General features: G+C 41.6%; 17 protein-coding genes. 1 reads left to right on the forward strand and 16 read right to left on the reverse strand.

From position 1 onward, the window contains the following. Positions 1–393 precede the first annotated feature (393 nt). The 5 genes from L4D20_RS11595 to L4D20_RS11615 all read right to left on the reverse strand — a co-directional run bounded on the left by L4D20_RS11595 (position 394) and on the right by L4D20_RS11615 (position 3,207). Positions 394–783 (reverse strand): GFA family protein, encoded by a 390-nt coding sequence (locus L4D20_RS11595; RefSeq protein WP_428801748.1) that lies wholly within the window; start codon positions 781–783, stop codon positions 394–396. Positions 784–910: 127 nt separating this feature from the next. After that, positions 911–1,336 (reverse strand): GFA family protein, encoded by a 426-nt coding sequence (locus L4D20_RS11600; protein WP_428801749.1) that lies wholly within the window; start codon positions 1,334–1,336, stop codon positions 911–913. A gap of 71 nt (positions 1,337–1,407) precedes the next feature. After that, positions 1,408–1,908, reverse strand: coding sequence for a GNAT family N-acetyltransferase (locus L4D20_RS11605; RefSeq protein ID WP_428801750.1), 501 nt, complete (start codon positions 1,906–1,908; stop codon positions 1,408–1,410). Between the two features lie 135 nt (positions 1,909–2,043). Beyond that, positions 2,044–2,691: a glutathione S-transferase family protein gene (locus L4D20_RS11610; protein WP_428801751.1), complete on the reverse strand. Its 648-nt coding sequence runs from the start codon at positions 2,689–2,691 to the stop codon at positions 2,044–2,046. Positions 2,692–2,880: 189 nt separating this feature from the next. Then, positions 2,881–3,207, reverse strand: coding sequence for a hypothetical protein (locus L4D20_RS11615; protein WP_428801752.1), 327 nt, complete (start codon positions 3,205–3,207; stop codon positions 2,881–2,883). A 119-nt stretch (positions 3,208–3,326) separates the two neighbouring features. On the opposite strand from L4D20_RS11615, the gene L4D20_RS11620 reads away from it, so the two are divergent. Next, positions 3,327–4,481 (forward strand): IS110 family RNA-guided transposase, encoded by a 1,155-nt coding sequence (locus tag L4D20_RS11620; protein WP_428801753.1) that lies wholly within the window; start codon positions 3,327–3,329, stop codon positions 4,479–4,481. Positions 4,482–4,900: 419 nt separating this feature from the next. On the opposite strand, the gene L4D20_RS11625 is transcribed toward L4D20_RS11620, so the two are convergent. The 11 genes from L4D20_RS11625 to L4D20_RS11675 form a co-directional block, all read right to left on the reverse strand. Then, positions 4,901–5,353 (reverse strand): hypothetical protein, encoded by a 453-nt coding sequence (locus L4D20_RS11625; RefSeq protein ID WP_428801754.1) that lies wholly within the window; start codon positions 5,351–5,353, stop codon positions 4,901–4,903. Between the two features lie 146 nt (positions 5,354–5,499). Next, on the reverse strand, positions 5,500–5,949 hold the full coding sequence (locus tag L4D20_RS11630; protein ID WP_428801755.1) for a GNAT family N-acetyltransferase: 450 nt from the start codon (positions 5,947–5,949) through the stop codon (positions 5,500–5,502). A gap of 134 nt (positions 5,950–6,083) precedes the next feature. Further along, positions 6,084–6,446 (reverse strand): hypothetical protein, encoded by a 363-nt coding sequence (locus L4D20_RS11635; RefSeq protein WP_428801756.1) that lies wholly within the window; start codon positions 6,444–6,446, stop codon positions 6,084–6,086. Between the two features lie 142 nt (positions 6,447–6,588). Next, entirely contained in the window at positions 6,589–7,065 is a 477-nt protein-coding gene (locus L4D20_RS11640; protein WP_428801757.1) for a hypothetical protein, read from the reverse strand. A 167-nt stretch (positions 7,066–7,232) separates the two neighbouring features. Further along, the gene (locus L4D20_RS11645; RefSeq protein WP_428801758.1) at positions 7,233–7,940 is read right to left on the reverse strand and encodes a hypothetical protein; all 708 of its coding nucleotides are present in this window, start codon (positions 7,938–7,940) and stop codon (positions 7,233–7,235) included. Between the two features lie 240 nt (positions 7,941–8,180). After that, a complete protein-coding gene (locus L4D20_RS11650; RefSeq protein WP_428801759.1) occupies positions 8,181–8,756 on the reverse strand; it encodes a class I SAM-dependent methyltransferase in 576 nt (191 codons plus the stop codon). Between the two features lie 362 nt (positions 8,757–9,118). Then, positions 9,119–10,567, reverse strand: coding sequence for a decarboxylating NADP(+)-dependent phosphogluconate dehydrogenase (gene gnd, locus L4D20_RS11655; RefSeq protein ID WP_428801760.1), 1,449 nt, complete (start codon positions 10,565–10,567; stop codon positions 9,119–9,121). A gap of 26 nt (positions 10,568–10,593) precedes the next feature. Continuing rightward, a complete protein-coding gene (gene pgl, locus L4D20_RS11660) occupies positions 10,594–11,310 on the reverse strand; it encodes a 6-phosphogluconolactonase (RefSeq protein WP_428801761.1) in 717 nt (238 codons plus the stop codon). Then, entirely contained in the window at positions 11,307–12,809 is a 1,503-nt protein-coding gene (gene zwf, locus L4D20_RS11665) for a glucose-6-phosphate dehydrogenase (protein ID WP_428802138.1), read from the reverse strand. The genes pgl and zwf overlap by 4 nt, the downstream gene beginning before the upstream one ends. A 431-nt stretch (positions 12,810–13,240) precedes the next feature. Further along, entirely contained in the window at positions 13,241–14,614 is a 1,374-nt protein-coding gene (locus L4D20_RS11670) for a sensor domain-containing diguanylate cyclase (protein ID WP_428801762.1), read from the reverse strand. Between the two features lie 101 nt (positions 14,615–14,715). Continuing rightward, entirely contained in the window at positions 14,716–15,990 is a 1,275-nt protein-coding gene (locus L4D20_RS11675) for an ABC transporter substrate-binding protein (protein WP_428801763.1), read from the reverse strand. Between the last annotated feature and the right edge of the window lie 4 nt (positions 15,991–15,994).

Genomic DNA, 15,994 nt, shown 5'->3' on the forward strand with positions numbered 1-15,994 from the left:
CGGGTGTGGCACAACCACCGACGGCGTTAGGATGGCAATAAAGCTCACGCTTTATTGAACCTCGAGCATAGACTGAAGACAGGTGTCACGACGGAATAAGTAAGGTAGGCGCTGCTCATCAAATGATGAGTAATCCACGTATATCAGCATGAGAACCGACGAAATTACTTGCTTCATCTATGCGGTAACACTATCCCTAAACAGAATAAGGCTCTGAAAATGTAGGAGCAGAAACTTCTACGTTCTAATTGACAGTGGGGGTCATATCAACGCCCTGATAATAGGTTAGCAAACACAACCACTTAGCTTAAAGTTACCACCGTAAACACTAAAGCTGATTAAACTAAAATTGCTAAGCGTTTTGGAATCCAGTTGAACAATTTGATATGAGTATTACTCGAATTCAAGGTGTTCTGGAATAATACTATTTAACGAATACCAACTCGCTTTCTGAGAAACCCAAATATGATTTATCTCTTTAGATTTTGGATCATCATCTAATGACCCCAAACGTAAAACTATATGTTTAGTGCCTTCTTTCTTTGCGTAGATTTGGGTTGCACAATTTGGGCAAAAATATCTGTTTTTTCCAGGGGATGATTCATAACAACCTAATCTCACGTCACCCAATAATTTAAAGTCTGAGTCACTGACACCGGCAACACTTGAAAACGCAGAGCCATGAGCTTTACGACAAGTTTGACAGTGACAATGGACTATATCGCCAATTTGACCTGATATTTCATATTTAACGTTACCGCACAAACAACTTCCATTTACCATTGAGACCTCACTATAGGGATTACTCATCACGCCTTGTTAACGGGCAAAACTAGTGTGCTATATTCGGTAACGAAGCGAAAAATGGCATACGTTTTTTGTCTCTGTTAAACAATTTATTATGCGTGTACTACCGACATAGTAGCGACCACTCTTCGTCACTAGGCATTTGATCATACTTAGCGACGGTATCATTTAGAAAGCCAGTGTCCCAATTTGCGTGTGAATCCACGTAAACATGAGCAGCTACTTGTGTATTAATAGGCTCAGACAGTAAACCCGCAGGTACCCAGTAGGTTTGACCATCAGAACTTATATTTGGCACCGGGCTGCCACAGTTACTACAGAATTCAGATTTGAAGCCAGAAGGGGATGCGAATGATTTTATTTGACCTTTGCCTGAGCGCCATTTGAAATTTGTATTTCCAACAACTAGTGCTGAGTTAGACGAGGAACCAGATACTTTTCGACAAAGTGAGCAGTGACACTGATAAATTGGCGGTAATTCACCGAGTAATTGAAATGTAACTGTACCGCACAGGCAACTTCCTTTCACTAAAAGTTCTCCTATTTGTGAATGAGCATAAAGCCGAGCGTTTCGAATCTGTCTTAAACGCTTTGTTAGGCTTAAATTCGCTTGGCCATCAGTAGATCGATAATAACTGAACCTTCAAATTCCTCAGTCATAAAACCGTCTGCGAACTCAAAGCCATGTTTAGAGTAAAACTGAATTGCTGCTTCATTATTGTCGAGCACATACAGCTTAATCGTTTTTGTCCCTAGAGCTTGGGACTCATGCTCTAAATTAGCTAGAAACTTGCTACCCAGCCTTTGACCATAAACACTAGGACATAGGTAGAGTTTGCTTAGTTCTATAATTTCTGCATTTTCAGGAAGAACAGAGTAAGACATAAATCCAACAACCTTGCTTCCTCGTACCGCTACAACTACTGACTCGGTGTTGTTTTTAATTGTTCTCTGCCATTCTTCCACACGGGATGAGACGGTAAAGCCATTAATATAGTCTTTTGGCATAAGCCCTTCGAATGCAGATTTCCATGAGCTCACATGAATTTGTGCGATTTCCTGAACATCCGTTTGGACTGCTGCTCTTAGATTAATTTCCACTGATTCTTCCTTGAAGTCTAACGCCTTGTTAACTAGTGATAAAACAATGCCACCAAACCTAATTTGACCACATTAACCACAACAACTAACCGATACAAAATTGCCAAGCGTTTTGGAATCCAGTTGAACAATTTGTTATGAGTATGACTCAAATTCTGTGATATCTATTCCTTCGAAGTCACAGACAAATTGAATCGTCGAGTTTTTACAAAGTCGCTTTAAGTACATTGCTAAATGGTTATAAGCCAGAGGTGACTTTTTAACGGGTAGTGACCAACCAGCAAGCATAAAAAGAAAGTAATCGCATGCTGTGAGCGAGTCACCAACTAAGTAATCATTGTGTTTTAGTTGGTCGTTGATAATTGATAGTGCATCTGCGATTCTGTCGTCTTGCGCCGCTATAATACTTGGAATGTTCGTTTCATCATTAGTGTGGCGATGAGGATAATATCGAATCATGAGCTCTGCCTGTAACGTGTTATTTAGAAACGCTAACCATTGAAAAAATAAAGGACGCAGCGGGTTACCTATCGATGGCATTAAACCCGATTTGGGATGCAATTCGCAAATATATGTACAGATAGCAGGACTTTCAAAAATTGGTTGTTCGTTTATTACTAGGGTAGGTATTCGACCTGTTGGATTGAGTCTAAGGTAATCCGCTGATTTCTGTGAGTTTGATTTTCTATCCACTAACAATAGCTCATAGTCTGCTTTTAAGTGGTGAAGCAAAAAATGTGGAGCTAGACTTGCGTTGTTTGGAGAATAATAAAGCTTAAACAAAATTGACTCCTTGCCTCTAAAGTTGCGAAAACTCATAACGCTAAGCTAACTGGCAGAAAAATACGTCCACTTAGCTAAAAATTACCACAGTAAACACCGCTACTAATCCGAACCAAAATTGCCAAGCGTTGGTAGTCCACCTTGAGCAGTTTGCTATGTTCGTTGTCTGCTATTAGCACTCGGCTACAGTCAAAATGAAATTTGGGGCATATTTGCTCGAAAACCTACCTGGATTTCGCTACAACATAAGCCGAACTCCCAGACATCGCCATCCTTGTGGTGCGAGTCAAATCTGATTATGTCCCACGGCAGGTTAAAATCTGAAATGCTACCTTCTATACCGCAGTCTGCTTCAATGTAACTAATTTCAAGTTCACTAAAAACTGCCACAGCCTCATTATCAAGGTCGTCCCAAGGCGCGACAACAAGCTTTAGACCACTTCCGGACAACGAAAACTCTTTAAGGGCATGTGTACCCAACGAACGAAACAATAATTCAGAAATCTTACTATTCATTCTAAAACTCCTAGAGCATAGACATAATGACCCCCACGAGGTGCTAGCCTCCAATTTCGTGGGTTAGCGTAAAGCCAGAGCCATAATTAGTGTGCAAACAACTAAATTTGGAGGCTAGCATGAATAACGATAGCATAATTTTCATTGGCTTAGATACGCATAAGTCCTTTATCCAAGTCGCAGTGTTACAAGGTAATCGTGGAGCCGTTCCTCAACATATGGGGCGTATCAAGTCGAATAAGTCGGCACTGATTAAGCTCGTCCAACAACTTCAATCTCAATATCCCAAAGCAACACTGCACTTTGTTTATGAAGCGGGCCCTTGTGGCTACTGGACGTACCGTCTACTCACCGGCCTTGGACTCTGCTGTTATGTCATCGCTCCCTCTCTTATCCCTAAAAAGCCTGGAGACCGAGTGAAAACAGACAAGCGTGACGCAGAAAAACTCGCCAAACTCTTTAAGGCCGAAGAGCTTACGCCTATCTATGTACCGGAGGCAGAAGATGAAGCGATTCGTGATTTATCTCGAGCTAGAGAAACCGCTATGAAAGACTTAAAGGACGCTAAATTTCAGCTCAAAGGCTTTCTACTTCGCAATAATATTYAAGCTAAGGTGAAAGACAATTGGTCAAAACAACATCTACGTTGGCTGACGGAATTAATACTGCCTCACCATAGTCAGCAAATCGTACTTCAAGAGATGATAATTACCATCAGTGAACGTTTGCAGAGGTTACAACGACTTGATAATGAACTGATTCATCAAGTCAAAAACTGGCGATACTACCCTGTCGTCAAAGCCATTCAAGCGATGCGCGGGGTCAGACTGTTGGTCGCTCTCGGCACCATTGCCGAGCTCGGAGACTTGCGACGTTTTGACCATCCCAGAAAATTGATGGCGTATCTAGGCCTTGTTCCAACCGAAAACTCAAGTGGGAATAAAACACGTCGAGGAAGCTTAACCAAGTGTGGTAACGGACGAGCAAGACGGCTTCTAATAGAAGGCGCTCACACGTACAAACACAAAGCGAATATCTCAACGGAGCTACAGCGTCGGCAAGAAGGGTTGCCTAAAGAGATTGTCGATATCGCTTGGCAAGCTCAACAACGTTTATGTCGACGTTATCAAAGGCTCTTACAAAAAGGAAAGCCCCGCAATGTTGTGGTCGCCGCCATTGCACGTGAGATGATTGCGTATATCTGGGCCATCGCAAGAGAGGTCGTTGTGACCGACGTGGATCCTAAAACTCGCATAGCAAGGCTACCAGCATGAGAAATAAATTAGTGTTATCGCAATGGGTGAAGCATCGGGTGTGGCACAACCACCGACGGCGTTAGGATGGCAATAAAGCTCACGCTTTATTGAACCTCGAGCATAGACTGAAGACAGGTGTCACGACGGAATAAGTAAGGTAGGCGCTGCTCATCAAATGATGAGTAATCCACGTATATCAGCATGAGAACCGACGAAATTACTTGCTTCATCTATGCGGTAACACTATCCCTAAACAGAATAAGGCTCTGAAAATGTAGGAGCAGAAACTTCTACGTTCTAATTGACAGTGGGGGTCATATCAACGCCTTGTTAACTAGTGACAAAACAATGCCACTAAACCTAATATGACCACCGTAATAACAAAAGCTAACCGATACAAAATTGCCAAGCGTTTTGGAATCCAGTTGAACAATTTGTTATATTTTTAATTCCTCTGGGGATAAATATTGACCACAAATAACATTCGAAACCAATTTTTGAATGTGAGAATCGTCATCTCCAATTAGCCTACCTAAACTGTTAACTGCTTCTACATAAAGCACTGAATCGTCTAACGTGACGAAATAAGCTGATTTTATATCTGGTTCATACGGATGCTCTTCATGGATCTGGTTTAAACACATATCTAGATCTATCAACTTAACAACGAAAGTTTCGGCATCGGTTCTACTTAACAAAACTTCGCCTCGATGAGCTTGTAGCAATATTGGCCACATCTCTCCAGCTTTGTAGCCAACTTTCCTCAGGGAACTGAGTGAAACTTCTTGTTCTAAAAACTGTTCGAAATCATCCTTAGTGCTTTCAGCAAAGGTGCTAAAGCAAATAAAACTAAGCAATATCGGGATATAATACTTACTAATGCTTTTCATTTTGGACTCAGAACCCCCCAAAAAAATATAACGCCTTGTTAATTGGTGGAAAAACGCCAACCACCAAACTATAAATTACCGCCTAAAACACTGAAGCCAACCGATACAAAAATGCCAAGCGTTTTGGAATCCAGTTGAACAATTTGTTATATGGTTAACGCTTTACCCAAACAGATTGAACTGTTGGTATGTGCATATTTTCCGTAAGCATCGATCTCTCGGTAACCATGATGTTTATAAAAGCTAATCGCCGTTTTATTTAATATACGAGTCGACAATATTGCATGCTCATAACCCTTATGGGCGGCATATGATTCAAGTTGTAAAATCAAATAACTACCAGCACCTTTTACATTTGAATACATGCGCTTCAATTCGCAAGAGCTGTCATTGTGTTTACGAAATAAACCACAAGCTACAGCTTTACCCTTTGAATAAACAACTAAACATCCATCTGTTGTAGGACAAAATTCATCACGTAAAAATGAGCTTTCACCAGTATCAGATGTTATCTCTTTAAGAGCGACATTTAATTCGTTTGTTAAGGCTGAAAAATCAGAGCACTCAGGATCAGTAATTTTATGTTTTAAGTGCATTGAGTACTCCTACCATATAACGCCTTGTTAACTAGTGACAAAACAATGCCAACAAACTCAATATGGCCACCGTAACCACAAAAGCCGACCATTACAAAAGTGTCGAGCGTTTTGGAATTCAGTTGAACAATTTGTTATGCATTTCTTTGCAAAATAGCCAATAAGTCAGGGGGGAGATTTGGTTCGTTACCATGTAAGTTTGATAACAATGATTTACCAGCTTCATGGCTATCTAGGTTTTCCTTTAACGTCTCAATCAATATTTCATACGCCCAAAACGATTCAGGCTTACTATATAACTCAATAATGTTGTATTTCTTTAATGTATCAAGACTAAAATTATTACCTGAATATCCATGTCCCCATCCTTGGCTAGAAATAAAAGGTACATCCGATTCAGAAGAGTCATACTCAAGAATTAAAGGATATTCACCATTATTTCCGCCATCCCAATCTCCTGTAATTGCAACCAATAACTTCCTCATTACTTCACCCATGACCTAAATACATAACGCCTTGCTAACAAGCGACAACGCGATGCCACTTAACTTGAATATTGTGCCATAAACGCGGAGCCGAAATTGCGACTGTAGTCGCCAAGCGTTAGGAGTCTTTGTTAAGTAATTTGTTATGTTTAGCTCACAGTTGAACTATTTCTTCAAAGCCAACGCATGTAACCTTTAGTTTTGATTTTGTGGGTATTGAAGCTTTAGGTAGAAATGTAAAGTATGCTATTTGTTTATTATCTAGAAAGCCAAGCCATGACTTTCCACTATCACGGTTCAATGGAATCATCATCATAGGTGGAAATACGACCATATTATTCATAACACTACTATTGAATAAGCTCGATTTTTCATAACCTTGCATGTAAAAAGCTTGCCCAACTTCTTCCGCATACTCTAAAGTGAACTCGAAACATGGTGCGTCATCGTTGTTAAATACAAATACTTTAAAGCAATCTTTACCACCTGAACATTTGGTTTGTTCGGTTTCAATGCTGAGTTTAGGGGTCTTCGCTTTTAGTGACAAATGTAACGAATAACAAGCCAAAACCATTGATATTAATGCAATAACCAACGTAAAAACTTCGTTTAATGTAAGTTTGAATTTCACTAAATCCTCCAAGAACATAACGCCCAATTAAGGTGTGAACCACGCTACCACGACACCCAACTAGAACGCTGTAAACACTGAACTTGACCCAAACCCAAAATGCCAAGCGTGGGGAATCACTCTTAAATTGTTTGTTATAAGCCATTTTTTAAAGTCACGATGAATAACTATCGTTGACTTCTATAAGTGTACTTATTGCTATTTAGGTCTTTCTTAATACTAATATTTTGGATATTGCCGTCTGAGATAATCACAGCACTACAATTTATGGCATCACCTTGCTTGTATGTGAACATTACATGATGTAGGTCACCTAAAAGCTTTGTTGCTAAGTCCTGCGCCGTGGATTCACAGATTGGACTAAAGCGCTCCTTGTCTTGCTCAACCTGTTCGTCATGCTTTTTCATTGCCGCTAGCTCTTCTTGAGTAAACAACGGTTTCACAGGTTGGTTAGCTTCTTTTTGCTTAGCCTCAGCAATAGCATTACGCTTAGCAATCAAAGACGGTGCTGGTATAGGAGCGTGATAAACTTTAACTTTGACCTTGTCTGTAGAAAAGTCTAACTGAGTGTATAGAGGACTACGACTCATAGTACTACTATTGCCTTTCCATATTACAGCTTTGCAACCAAGTACAACTCCCTCGCGATAGATAACTTTAACCTCTCTCGCTTGAGTCGGATGATTTAATGACTTTACGTGATCAGACCATTTCACTGCTGGATCATTTTTAAATGCATTAGACACGTTTTTACAGTGGGTTAAGTCTGAAGTTTGTTTAACCTCTGCATGTGCTGCTGAGGGGACTGAAATATTAAGACCAAAGACGATCGCCAATGAGAGTAATGATTTATATGGTTTCAGCTTCGCGAACATGACCTAAATACACCTTTTATTTATTACTCAGTTGGAGCCTAAGAGTAAGGGTTATGATTAGAATTAAAGGCACAGTTTAACAGAATGGAGTCCCGAATGGGAGGGAAGTAATCTCATGGCTTATAACGCCTTGTTAACTAGTGACAAAACAATGCCACCAAACCTAATAGGACCACCGGAATCACAAATATTGACCATTATAAAATTGCCAAGCGTTTTGGAATCCAGTTGAACAATTTGTTATATGATTTTGCGTGCAATAATATGGCTAGCTTTACTTGAATGCCCTGACATTGTTGCGCTTTCAACTACATTAGATAATTCAATATTGAACCCCTCAAGCATGAGCTCGAGCTCTTCTTGTTGGCTATGCCACATTGGAACGCCTGTAGATGACTCGAAACGTAGGCTGTTATTTGAACAAAACTCAGCTAAATAGAGAATGCCGTTGGGTCTTAAAACCCTATGAAGCTCTTCTATGACGTATTTACGTTCAGTTTGAGTCGCAATACAAGTGAACACTGCACAGGTAACAATTGAGTCAAACTCGTTATCAGAAAAGGGTAGAATACTCCCTGAAAGGTGACGTAAATCTAGCGATGAATAATCACTGTTGCCTCTTTTAATCATTTCAAGTGAGGAATCTACTCCAACTAAGTGATGATACCCTAGTTCATATAGCTGATTTGTAATACGCCCATAGCCACAACCGAAATCAAGAACTTTGGCATTTTTAGGTACTGATGCTGTGAAATATTCCGTTGAAATTTCAAGATTGAAATCAACAATCTCTGCGATATTATCCCACTTACTCAATGTGTCACTCCTAATCATATAACGCTTAATAGACGGACTAATTCCGTATAGTAATCCACGCTACCGCCTTCTAATTTTCTAGAATCTAACCATAGTAAATCATTTACATATGCAAATCAGTGTATTGGGTACTGGTAAGTTTTATGTTGTTCACAAAAGGCGGAATTATTCCGTATAACAGAATTAATTTTTGAGATAAGTTTTTATGTATGAATGAACAGTGGGGTAGGAGTAGTTAATGAAGGGTTACTGTTAGCAGGTTGTTTGAGTTACTTGTTCGTTGATGTGCGAATGTTCCACATAAACAAAAGGATGCCATTTTGGCATCCTTTATCGTTCGAAGAACTGAATCTAACTAACGATTAAACGTCGTAAGTTGTAGAAGCAGTGTCGCCGCCTGTACCAGTCCAGTTTGTGTGGAAGAATTCACCACGTGGACGGTCAGTACGCTCATAAGTGTGAGCACCGAAGTAGTCACGTTGAGCTTGTAAAAGGTTAGCTGGCAGGCGAGCTGTTGTGTAGCCGTCTAGGAACGAAAGTGCTGAAATCGTACAAGGCATTGGAATACCAGACTCTAGTGATTTCGCAGAAACTTTACGCCACGCTGTTAGGCTGCTTTGTAGGATGTTCTTGAAGTAGTCATCAGAGCCAAGGAATGCGATATCAGGGTTCGCTTCGTATGCATCACGGATGTTGCCTAGGAAAGCAGAACGGATGATACAACCACCACGCCACATTAGAGCAACGTTACCGTAGTTAAGATCCCAACCATTTTCGTTCGACGCTTCACGCATTAGCATGAAACCTTGCGCGTAAGAGATGATCTTAGAAGCCAGTAGAGCTTGACGCAGTGCATCAACCCATTCTTGCTTGTCGCCTTCAACAGGTGTGATTGTCTTCTCGAATAGCGCTTGGGCTTCAACACGTTGGTCTTTCAGTGCAGACAGGCAACGAGAGAATACAGACTCAGAGATAAGCGTTAGAGGAATACCTAGGTCTAATGCGTTAATACCTGTCCACTTACCAGTACCTTTTTGGCCTGCAGTATCTAGGATCTTCTCAACTAGTGCTTCACCGTCTTCATCTTTGTAGCCAAGGATGTCAGCGGTGATTTCAACAAGGTAGCTGTCTAGCTCAGTCTTGTTCCAATCAGCGAATACCGCTTGCATCTCGTCAGCAGACATACCCAAGCCATCTTTCATGAACTGGTATGCTTCAGTGATTAGCTGCATGTCGCCGTATTCGATACCGTTGTGTACCATTTTAACGAAGTGTCCAGCACCATCGTTACCAACCCAGTCACAACAAGGCTCGCCAGCATCAGTTTTCGCTGAGATACCTTGGAAGATTGGCTTAACCGCTTCCCATGCTTCAGGAGAACCGCCTGGCATGATTGAAGGACCGAAACGCGCACCTTCTTCACCACCAGAAACACCAGTACCGATGAAGTGAATGCCTTTTTCACGACAAGCAACAACACGACGGTTAGTGTCTGGGTAGTTAGTGTTGCCACCATCAATGATGATGTCGCCTTTGTCTAGTAGTGGTGTTAGAGCTTCGATGAACTTGTCTACAACGTCACCAGCACGAACCATTAGCATCACTTTACGTGGCGCTTCTAGCTTCTCAACCAGCTCTTCTAAAGAGTAAGCACCAACAATGTTAGTCCCTTTAGCTGGGCCTTCTAGAAACTCGTCTACTTTTGCAGCAGTACGGTTGTGAGCCACAACTTTGAAGCCGTGGTCGTTCATGTTTAGGATAAGGTTCTGGCCCATTACTGCTAAGCCGATTACACCGATATCACCTTTCATTTTTATCTCCTTACGGCTAGTCGCAATTAAGCGATAGCACTTGCTGCATTTGAATCTAGGAACCACTCTGTTTCGCCAGTCTTAGACTGGATCTTCGCTGCTGGGTAAGGCAGATCGGAAGCAGGGGTTGTATGAATTTCTTTAACGATCTCAACTTTACCTGCGCCAAGCACTAGGTAGCTGATTCGCTTTGCGGCTTCTAAAACTTTTGCTGTTTTAGAAACACGGATTTGACCAGACTCAGGGTGAGAAGCCAGTACAGACAGGTTCTCATCTTGGTAGTCAGTCACATTTGGGAAAAGTGAAGCTGTGTGGCCATCAGCACCAACACCTAACAAGATCCAATCGAAAACAGGCGTTCCGTTTTCTGTTGGGATCACATCGCTCATCTCTTTAGCGAAACGCTCAGCTTCAACTTTAGGCTCGTCTTCACCGCGAATACGGTGAATGTTTTCCGCCGGTAAGTTTACTTGGCTGAAAAGAAGAGTATTAGCTTCGCCATAGTTACTTTCTGCATCATCAGGTGCAACACAACGCTCGTCGCCCCACCAGAAATGAAGGTTATTCCATTGAATTCCTTCTGCATAAGGTGCTGCCGCTAAAAGCTTGAACAGCATCTTAGGCGTACTACCACCAGAAAGAGAAATATGAATAGGCGTACCTTGTTCGCTATACGCTTTCATTTCATTGGCTAGGTTTTCTACAACTAGCTCAGGTGTTGCAAAGATCTTATGGTTGATCATAATTCGCAATAATCCGTGTCAGTTAAGTTTTTACATGGGAAGCGCCAAGAGCGATTATCTCTTTGTAGAAGATCATGCGCTTCTTGTGGGCCCCAAGTTCCACAAGCGTAACCAAACAGTGCTTGAGGATCTTGTTTGAAGTCTAAGATTGGCTGAACGTATTTCCAGCACGCTTCTACGGCATCAGTACGTGCAAACAGTGTCGCATCGCCATTTAACGCATCAAGAAGAAGACGTTCGTAAGCCGTCAGCATTTGAGTCTCAGGCAAATCAGAATAAGAGAAGTTCATCTTCACTTCTTTGGCATTAAAACCAGCGCCCGGCTCTTTTAGTCCAAAGCTCATCTGAATACCTTCATCCGGTTGAATACGGATGATCAGTTTATTCTCAGGAGCATTTTGGCCAAAAACAGGGTGAGGCGTGTTCTTATAGTGGATAACAATTTCGGTTACACGTGTTGGTAATCGTTTGCCTGTGCGAACATAAAAAGGAACGCCATTCCAACGCCAGTTGTTGATGTAAGCCTTTAAACCGATGTAAGTCTCAGTACGAGAATCGTCGGCAACGCCTTGCTCTTCGCGGTAACCTACTAGGTGCTGACCACGCACGTCAGACGCCGTGTATTGACCTAATACTAAGTTGTTACGTAGGTCGTCTTCTTCCAATGGTTTCAAACACTGAAGTACTTTAACGACTTCATCACGTATTGAGTCAGCATTAATTTGCGCTGGTGGCTCCATACCAACCATTGCGAGTACTTGCAGCAGGTGGTTTTGGAACATATCACGGACAGCGCCTGAGCCATCGTAATAACCGCCACGCTCTTCAACACCTAAGAACTCAGAACCTGTGATTTCAACGTAATCAATAAAGTTACGGTTCCACAGTGGTTCGAACATAGCGTTAGAGAAGCGAAGAACTAATAAGTTTTGTACCGTCTCTTTACCTAAGTAATGGTCAATACGGTAAATCTGGTGTTCTTGGAAGTGATGGTGGATCTCTGTATCCAGCTTTTGAGCTGATTCAAGATCATAACCAAACGGCTTTTCAATAATAAGGCGACGCCAGCCATTTGATTCGTCGTTCAGACCATGCGCTGCTAGGTTTGCAGGAATAATCCCGTAAAGGCTAGGCGGCGTAGCTAAATAGAATAAAGTATTGTGGTTTTCGAACTGATACTTTTCTTCTATTTGCTCAAGGCGACTCGCAAGACGTGCGTAGTCGTTGACATCTGAAGTATTGATTGCTTGATAGTGTAAATGTTCAATAAAAGCATTCAGTACCTCTGGTTCAGTTTTTTCCATTTCCTGAAGTGATTGCTTTAATTTCGAGCGGTAAGACTCATCGCTATAATCAGTTCTGCTTACACCTAGAATCGCAAATGATTCAGGAAGCTGATTGTTCGCATAAAGGTGGTATAAAGCAGGGATTAACTTACGATAGGTAAGATCTCCCGAAGCACCAAAGATTACGATGCTGCTATTTTCAGGTATTACCATCATCTTTCCTTTAAAAACGAGTTACTTAGTATGCGCTAACGGTAACAGCTGCATCCTAAAATATATATTAGGTCCTGCCTATTATCATAATAGGTAAAACCAATGATGTTTGATTGGTAATGAAGGTGAAAAAACTCACCCTGATACGGGCGCATATTGTGTATTACAAATTGACTTACATCAAGTCAGGCAGCGTCAAGAAGCACATATTTATCGCTGATCGGGTGTTTTATCGACAATAAATCCAGTTGGAAATTTTGCGATCGTAGAGTGCTTAACAAAAGCTGAATACTGAACCAAACAGGAAAGGTGGCAATACCGTGCGATCGCCTTCGTTTTATTGGTAGTTTTCTATTTCTTGCACGGGCGATAAAGAACGGCGGTATCTAAAGGTGCAAAACTAGACGGGTAGAAAAATGAGGGCTTCGATTTTAGGGTTCTGTAGGTTCAGAGTTGGGGCGATATAGTGTCACTCTATTTCGTCCACTTTCTTTGGCTTGATAGAGCGCAATGTCTGCTTGTTCAATAAGAGAGTCAAAACTACTGTTATTATCAATAACGGCTACACCTATACTCACCGTCATCTTAATTTCGTTGGGGTGTATACCCATTGGGTTGTCTACTAACAAAGTTCTAATACGATTCGTCACTGCGAGTGCTTTCTCTGAGTTTGTATTGGGTAAAATAATAGCGAATTCCTCACCGCCTACGCGTCCGAATATGTCGGTATCTCTAAGCCCTTGGTTACATATTTGGGTAAAATGCACTAATGCTTTATCTCCAACACTGTGCCCGTGTTGATCATTGATCTGTTTAAAGTGGTCTATATCTAGAATGACAACGCTAAATGAGCTACTTTCATTGCGATACAGTGCAAACTCTTTCCGCCCAATATCCCAAAAATACCGCCGGTTGATTATCTTAGTGAGTGAGTCTTGTGTCGCTTCAAGGAACAACTTCTCTTCGTAAGCCGCTCTATTTGTTTGCTCTCTCATTAGTATTAACCGAGTGACGAAAATGGTAATCAGGCTGAAGGTGATAACGACCAAAGTGACATAAGGGATTATCTCTTTACTTGGAAGGTAAGGCTTCCACGTGAATGTGCCAATTTTTTCCCCATTAGGCGCAATAATAGCGGTACCGTATTGTTGCGGCTCTGTATCAAGAATCAGTTTTAAATCAAATATCTGGTGGTTTTTGGCAAACACCGTTAACTCTGATCTATCCATAAGGGTCCCAAGAGCCAAGTAAGTACCGTCCCTAGTTATCCCTGTATCTTCTTCAATAAGTGGCCCACCGACAACCACATATAAACTGTCGCCTAATAGAAAATAGCCACTGGTGGTTTTCGTTCTAGTATTTAGTGTTTTGGACTGTTCCATCATCTGTATCAGCCCTTGTTTCATAATATCGTCAAAGCTCGGCGCCTTTATTTCATCACTGCTAACGAGGTAAGCTTTTTGAGTCCCTTGCGTAATAGCCACACTAAAATCAAAACCTTTACTGTCTAGAAGGTACCCGCCTGTGTTCTCTTCAATCCAAAGGGTATCCTGATCAATAATGGCCATATTATAGGTCTCGTCCCAGTAGGTGTATTCTTCAAGTAGGGACGCTCTGTGCTGATTCTCTAGTTTAAGGGCTAAGTCCATCCGCTGATTTAGTTCAAGAGTCGCTAAGTTGTCTAAAGAGCTTAAAAAGTAAATAAGGAAACCCACTACGGCGATCGCCATGGCGGAAAATAGCCAAGAGATAATGGTAATAACAGACTTGGCTGAGATAAATTGTTGTGAAATGAACTTCGTCATAATTGATGAGTTTTTAGTAAGAAGCTGCTGATTTGTTAGGTATTCAGCTTGTTAGTAACAGGACCATCCTATAACGCTAATTGTAGACGATTAATTACGTTCTAATTACTTTCTGCAATAGAAATGATGCGTTTTATGATTTCGTCCTCACTCACGGTGTTATCTCGGTAATATCTGAATATTTCTGAATTAATGGCTTGCTGTGCCATTGGGTTTACCGCCATGGAATCGGTCATACTCGGTGCAGCAAGACCGTGCTCCATAGCGTAGTTAAAGTCGTGATAGGACTTTACTTGGCATGGGTTGAACGTTGCCAAATCAATATCTGATCGTACAGGAATTGAGCCTTTTACTTTGTTGAATCGCATTTGAAAGTCTTTGTCAGCAAGTATACTCGCAAGGTTTATCGCATCATCTTGATTGAAGTCTTTACGCGTCATGAAGATAAAGCTGTCCATATTATAAAGAAAAATATTGTGCGATTGTGGTGCGGGGTAACAGCCAATATGAGTAGGAACATCGATATTCGCTGCGAGCAAATCGCCAAGAATCCAGTCACCTCCAAGTTGAAACAGTGCCTTATCATTGGCAAGCGCAGCAGTTGCAGTGTCCCATTTTTGATTTATTAGAATTTTGCTAGTCTCTTCTGCACCTGAAGTGTCGAGAAGTTCACTTAGTCGTCTAAACTGTTTTAGCGCATGGCGCATTTGTGCAGAGTCGATATTGTTACGATTAAGCTCGACCAGAGCGGTTTTATAGAAATCCACACCGCCTGATGCAATGACCAAACTTTCAAATAGCTGGGCTATCTGCCAAGGTTGCTCACCAATGGCTAATGGCATTAAGCCTTGTTGCTTCGCTCTATCCATCGCATCAAACATATCGGGCCACGTCTTAGGTGTGTCGAGCTTCAGTTGCGTTAATAAACGGTGATTTACCCATAGCCAATTTAAACGATGAAGTGTCAGTGGCAGCGCAACATACCCGTTTTCTGTTTTATTTATGTCGATAGAGAGCGGGTAGAGTACGTCATCCCAACGGTGTTGTTTGGCCACATCATCAATGCCATGCAAAATGCCGATGGCATCCCATGATTTAATGCTCGGTCCTTCTATCTGCGCAAAGCTCGGGGTATTGCCTGCTAATGCTCGAGCTTGCAACACTGTCATGGCACTGTCACCACCTCCGCCCAAAACGGATGAGGTAGATATACTAAGCGGAGAGGATGCTAAGTGATCCTCGAGAATATTCAGTGCTTTTTGTTCGCCATTGGATGTCCACCAATGTAAGAACTCTACGTCTGCACTGGCACTGAAACTCAGCAATGCCAGCAGCGTAGTAAAGTGAAACTTGTTACCGCGTAACTTGATGGTCATAATA

This window comes from Vibrio kyushuensis (genome assembly GCF_050337325.1).
Lineage (GTDB): Bacteria > Pseudomonadota > Gammaproteobacteria > Enterobacterales > Vibrionaceae > Vibrio > Vibrio kyushuensis.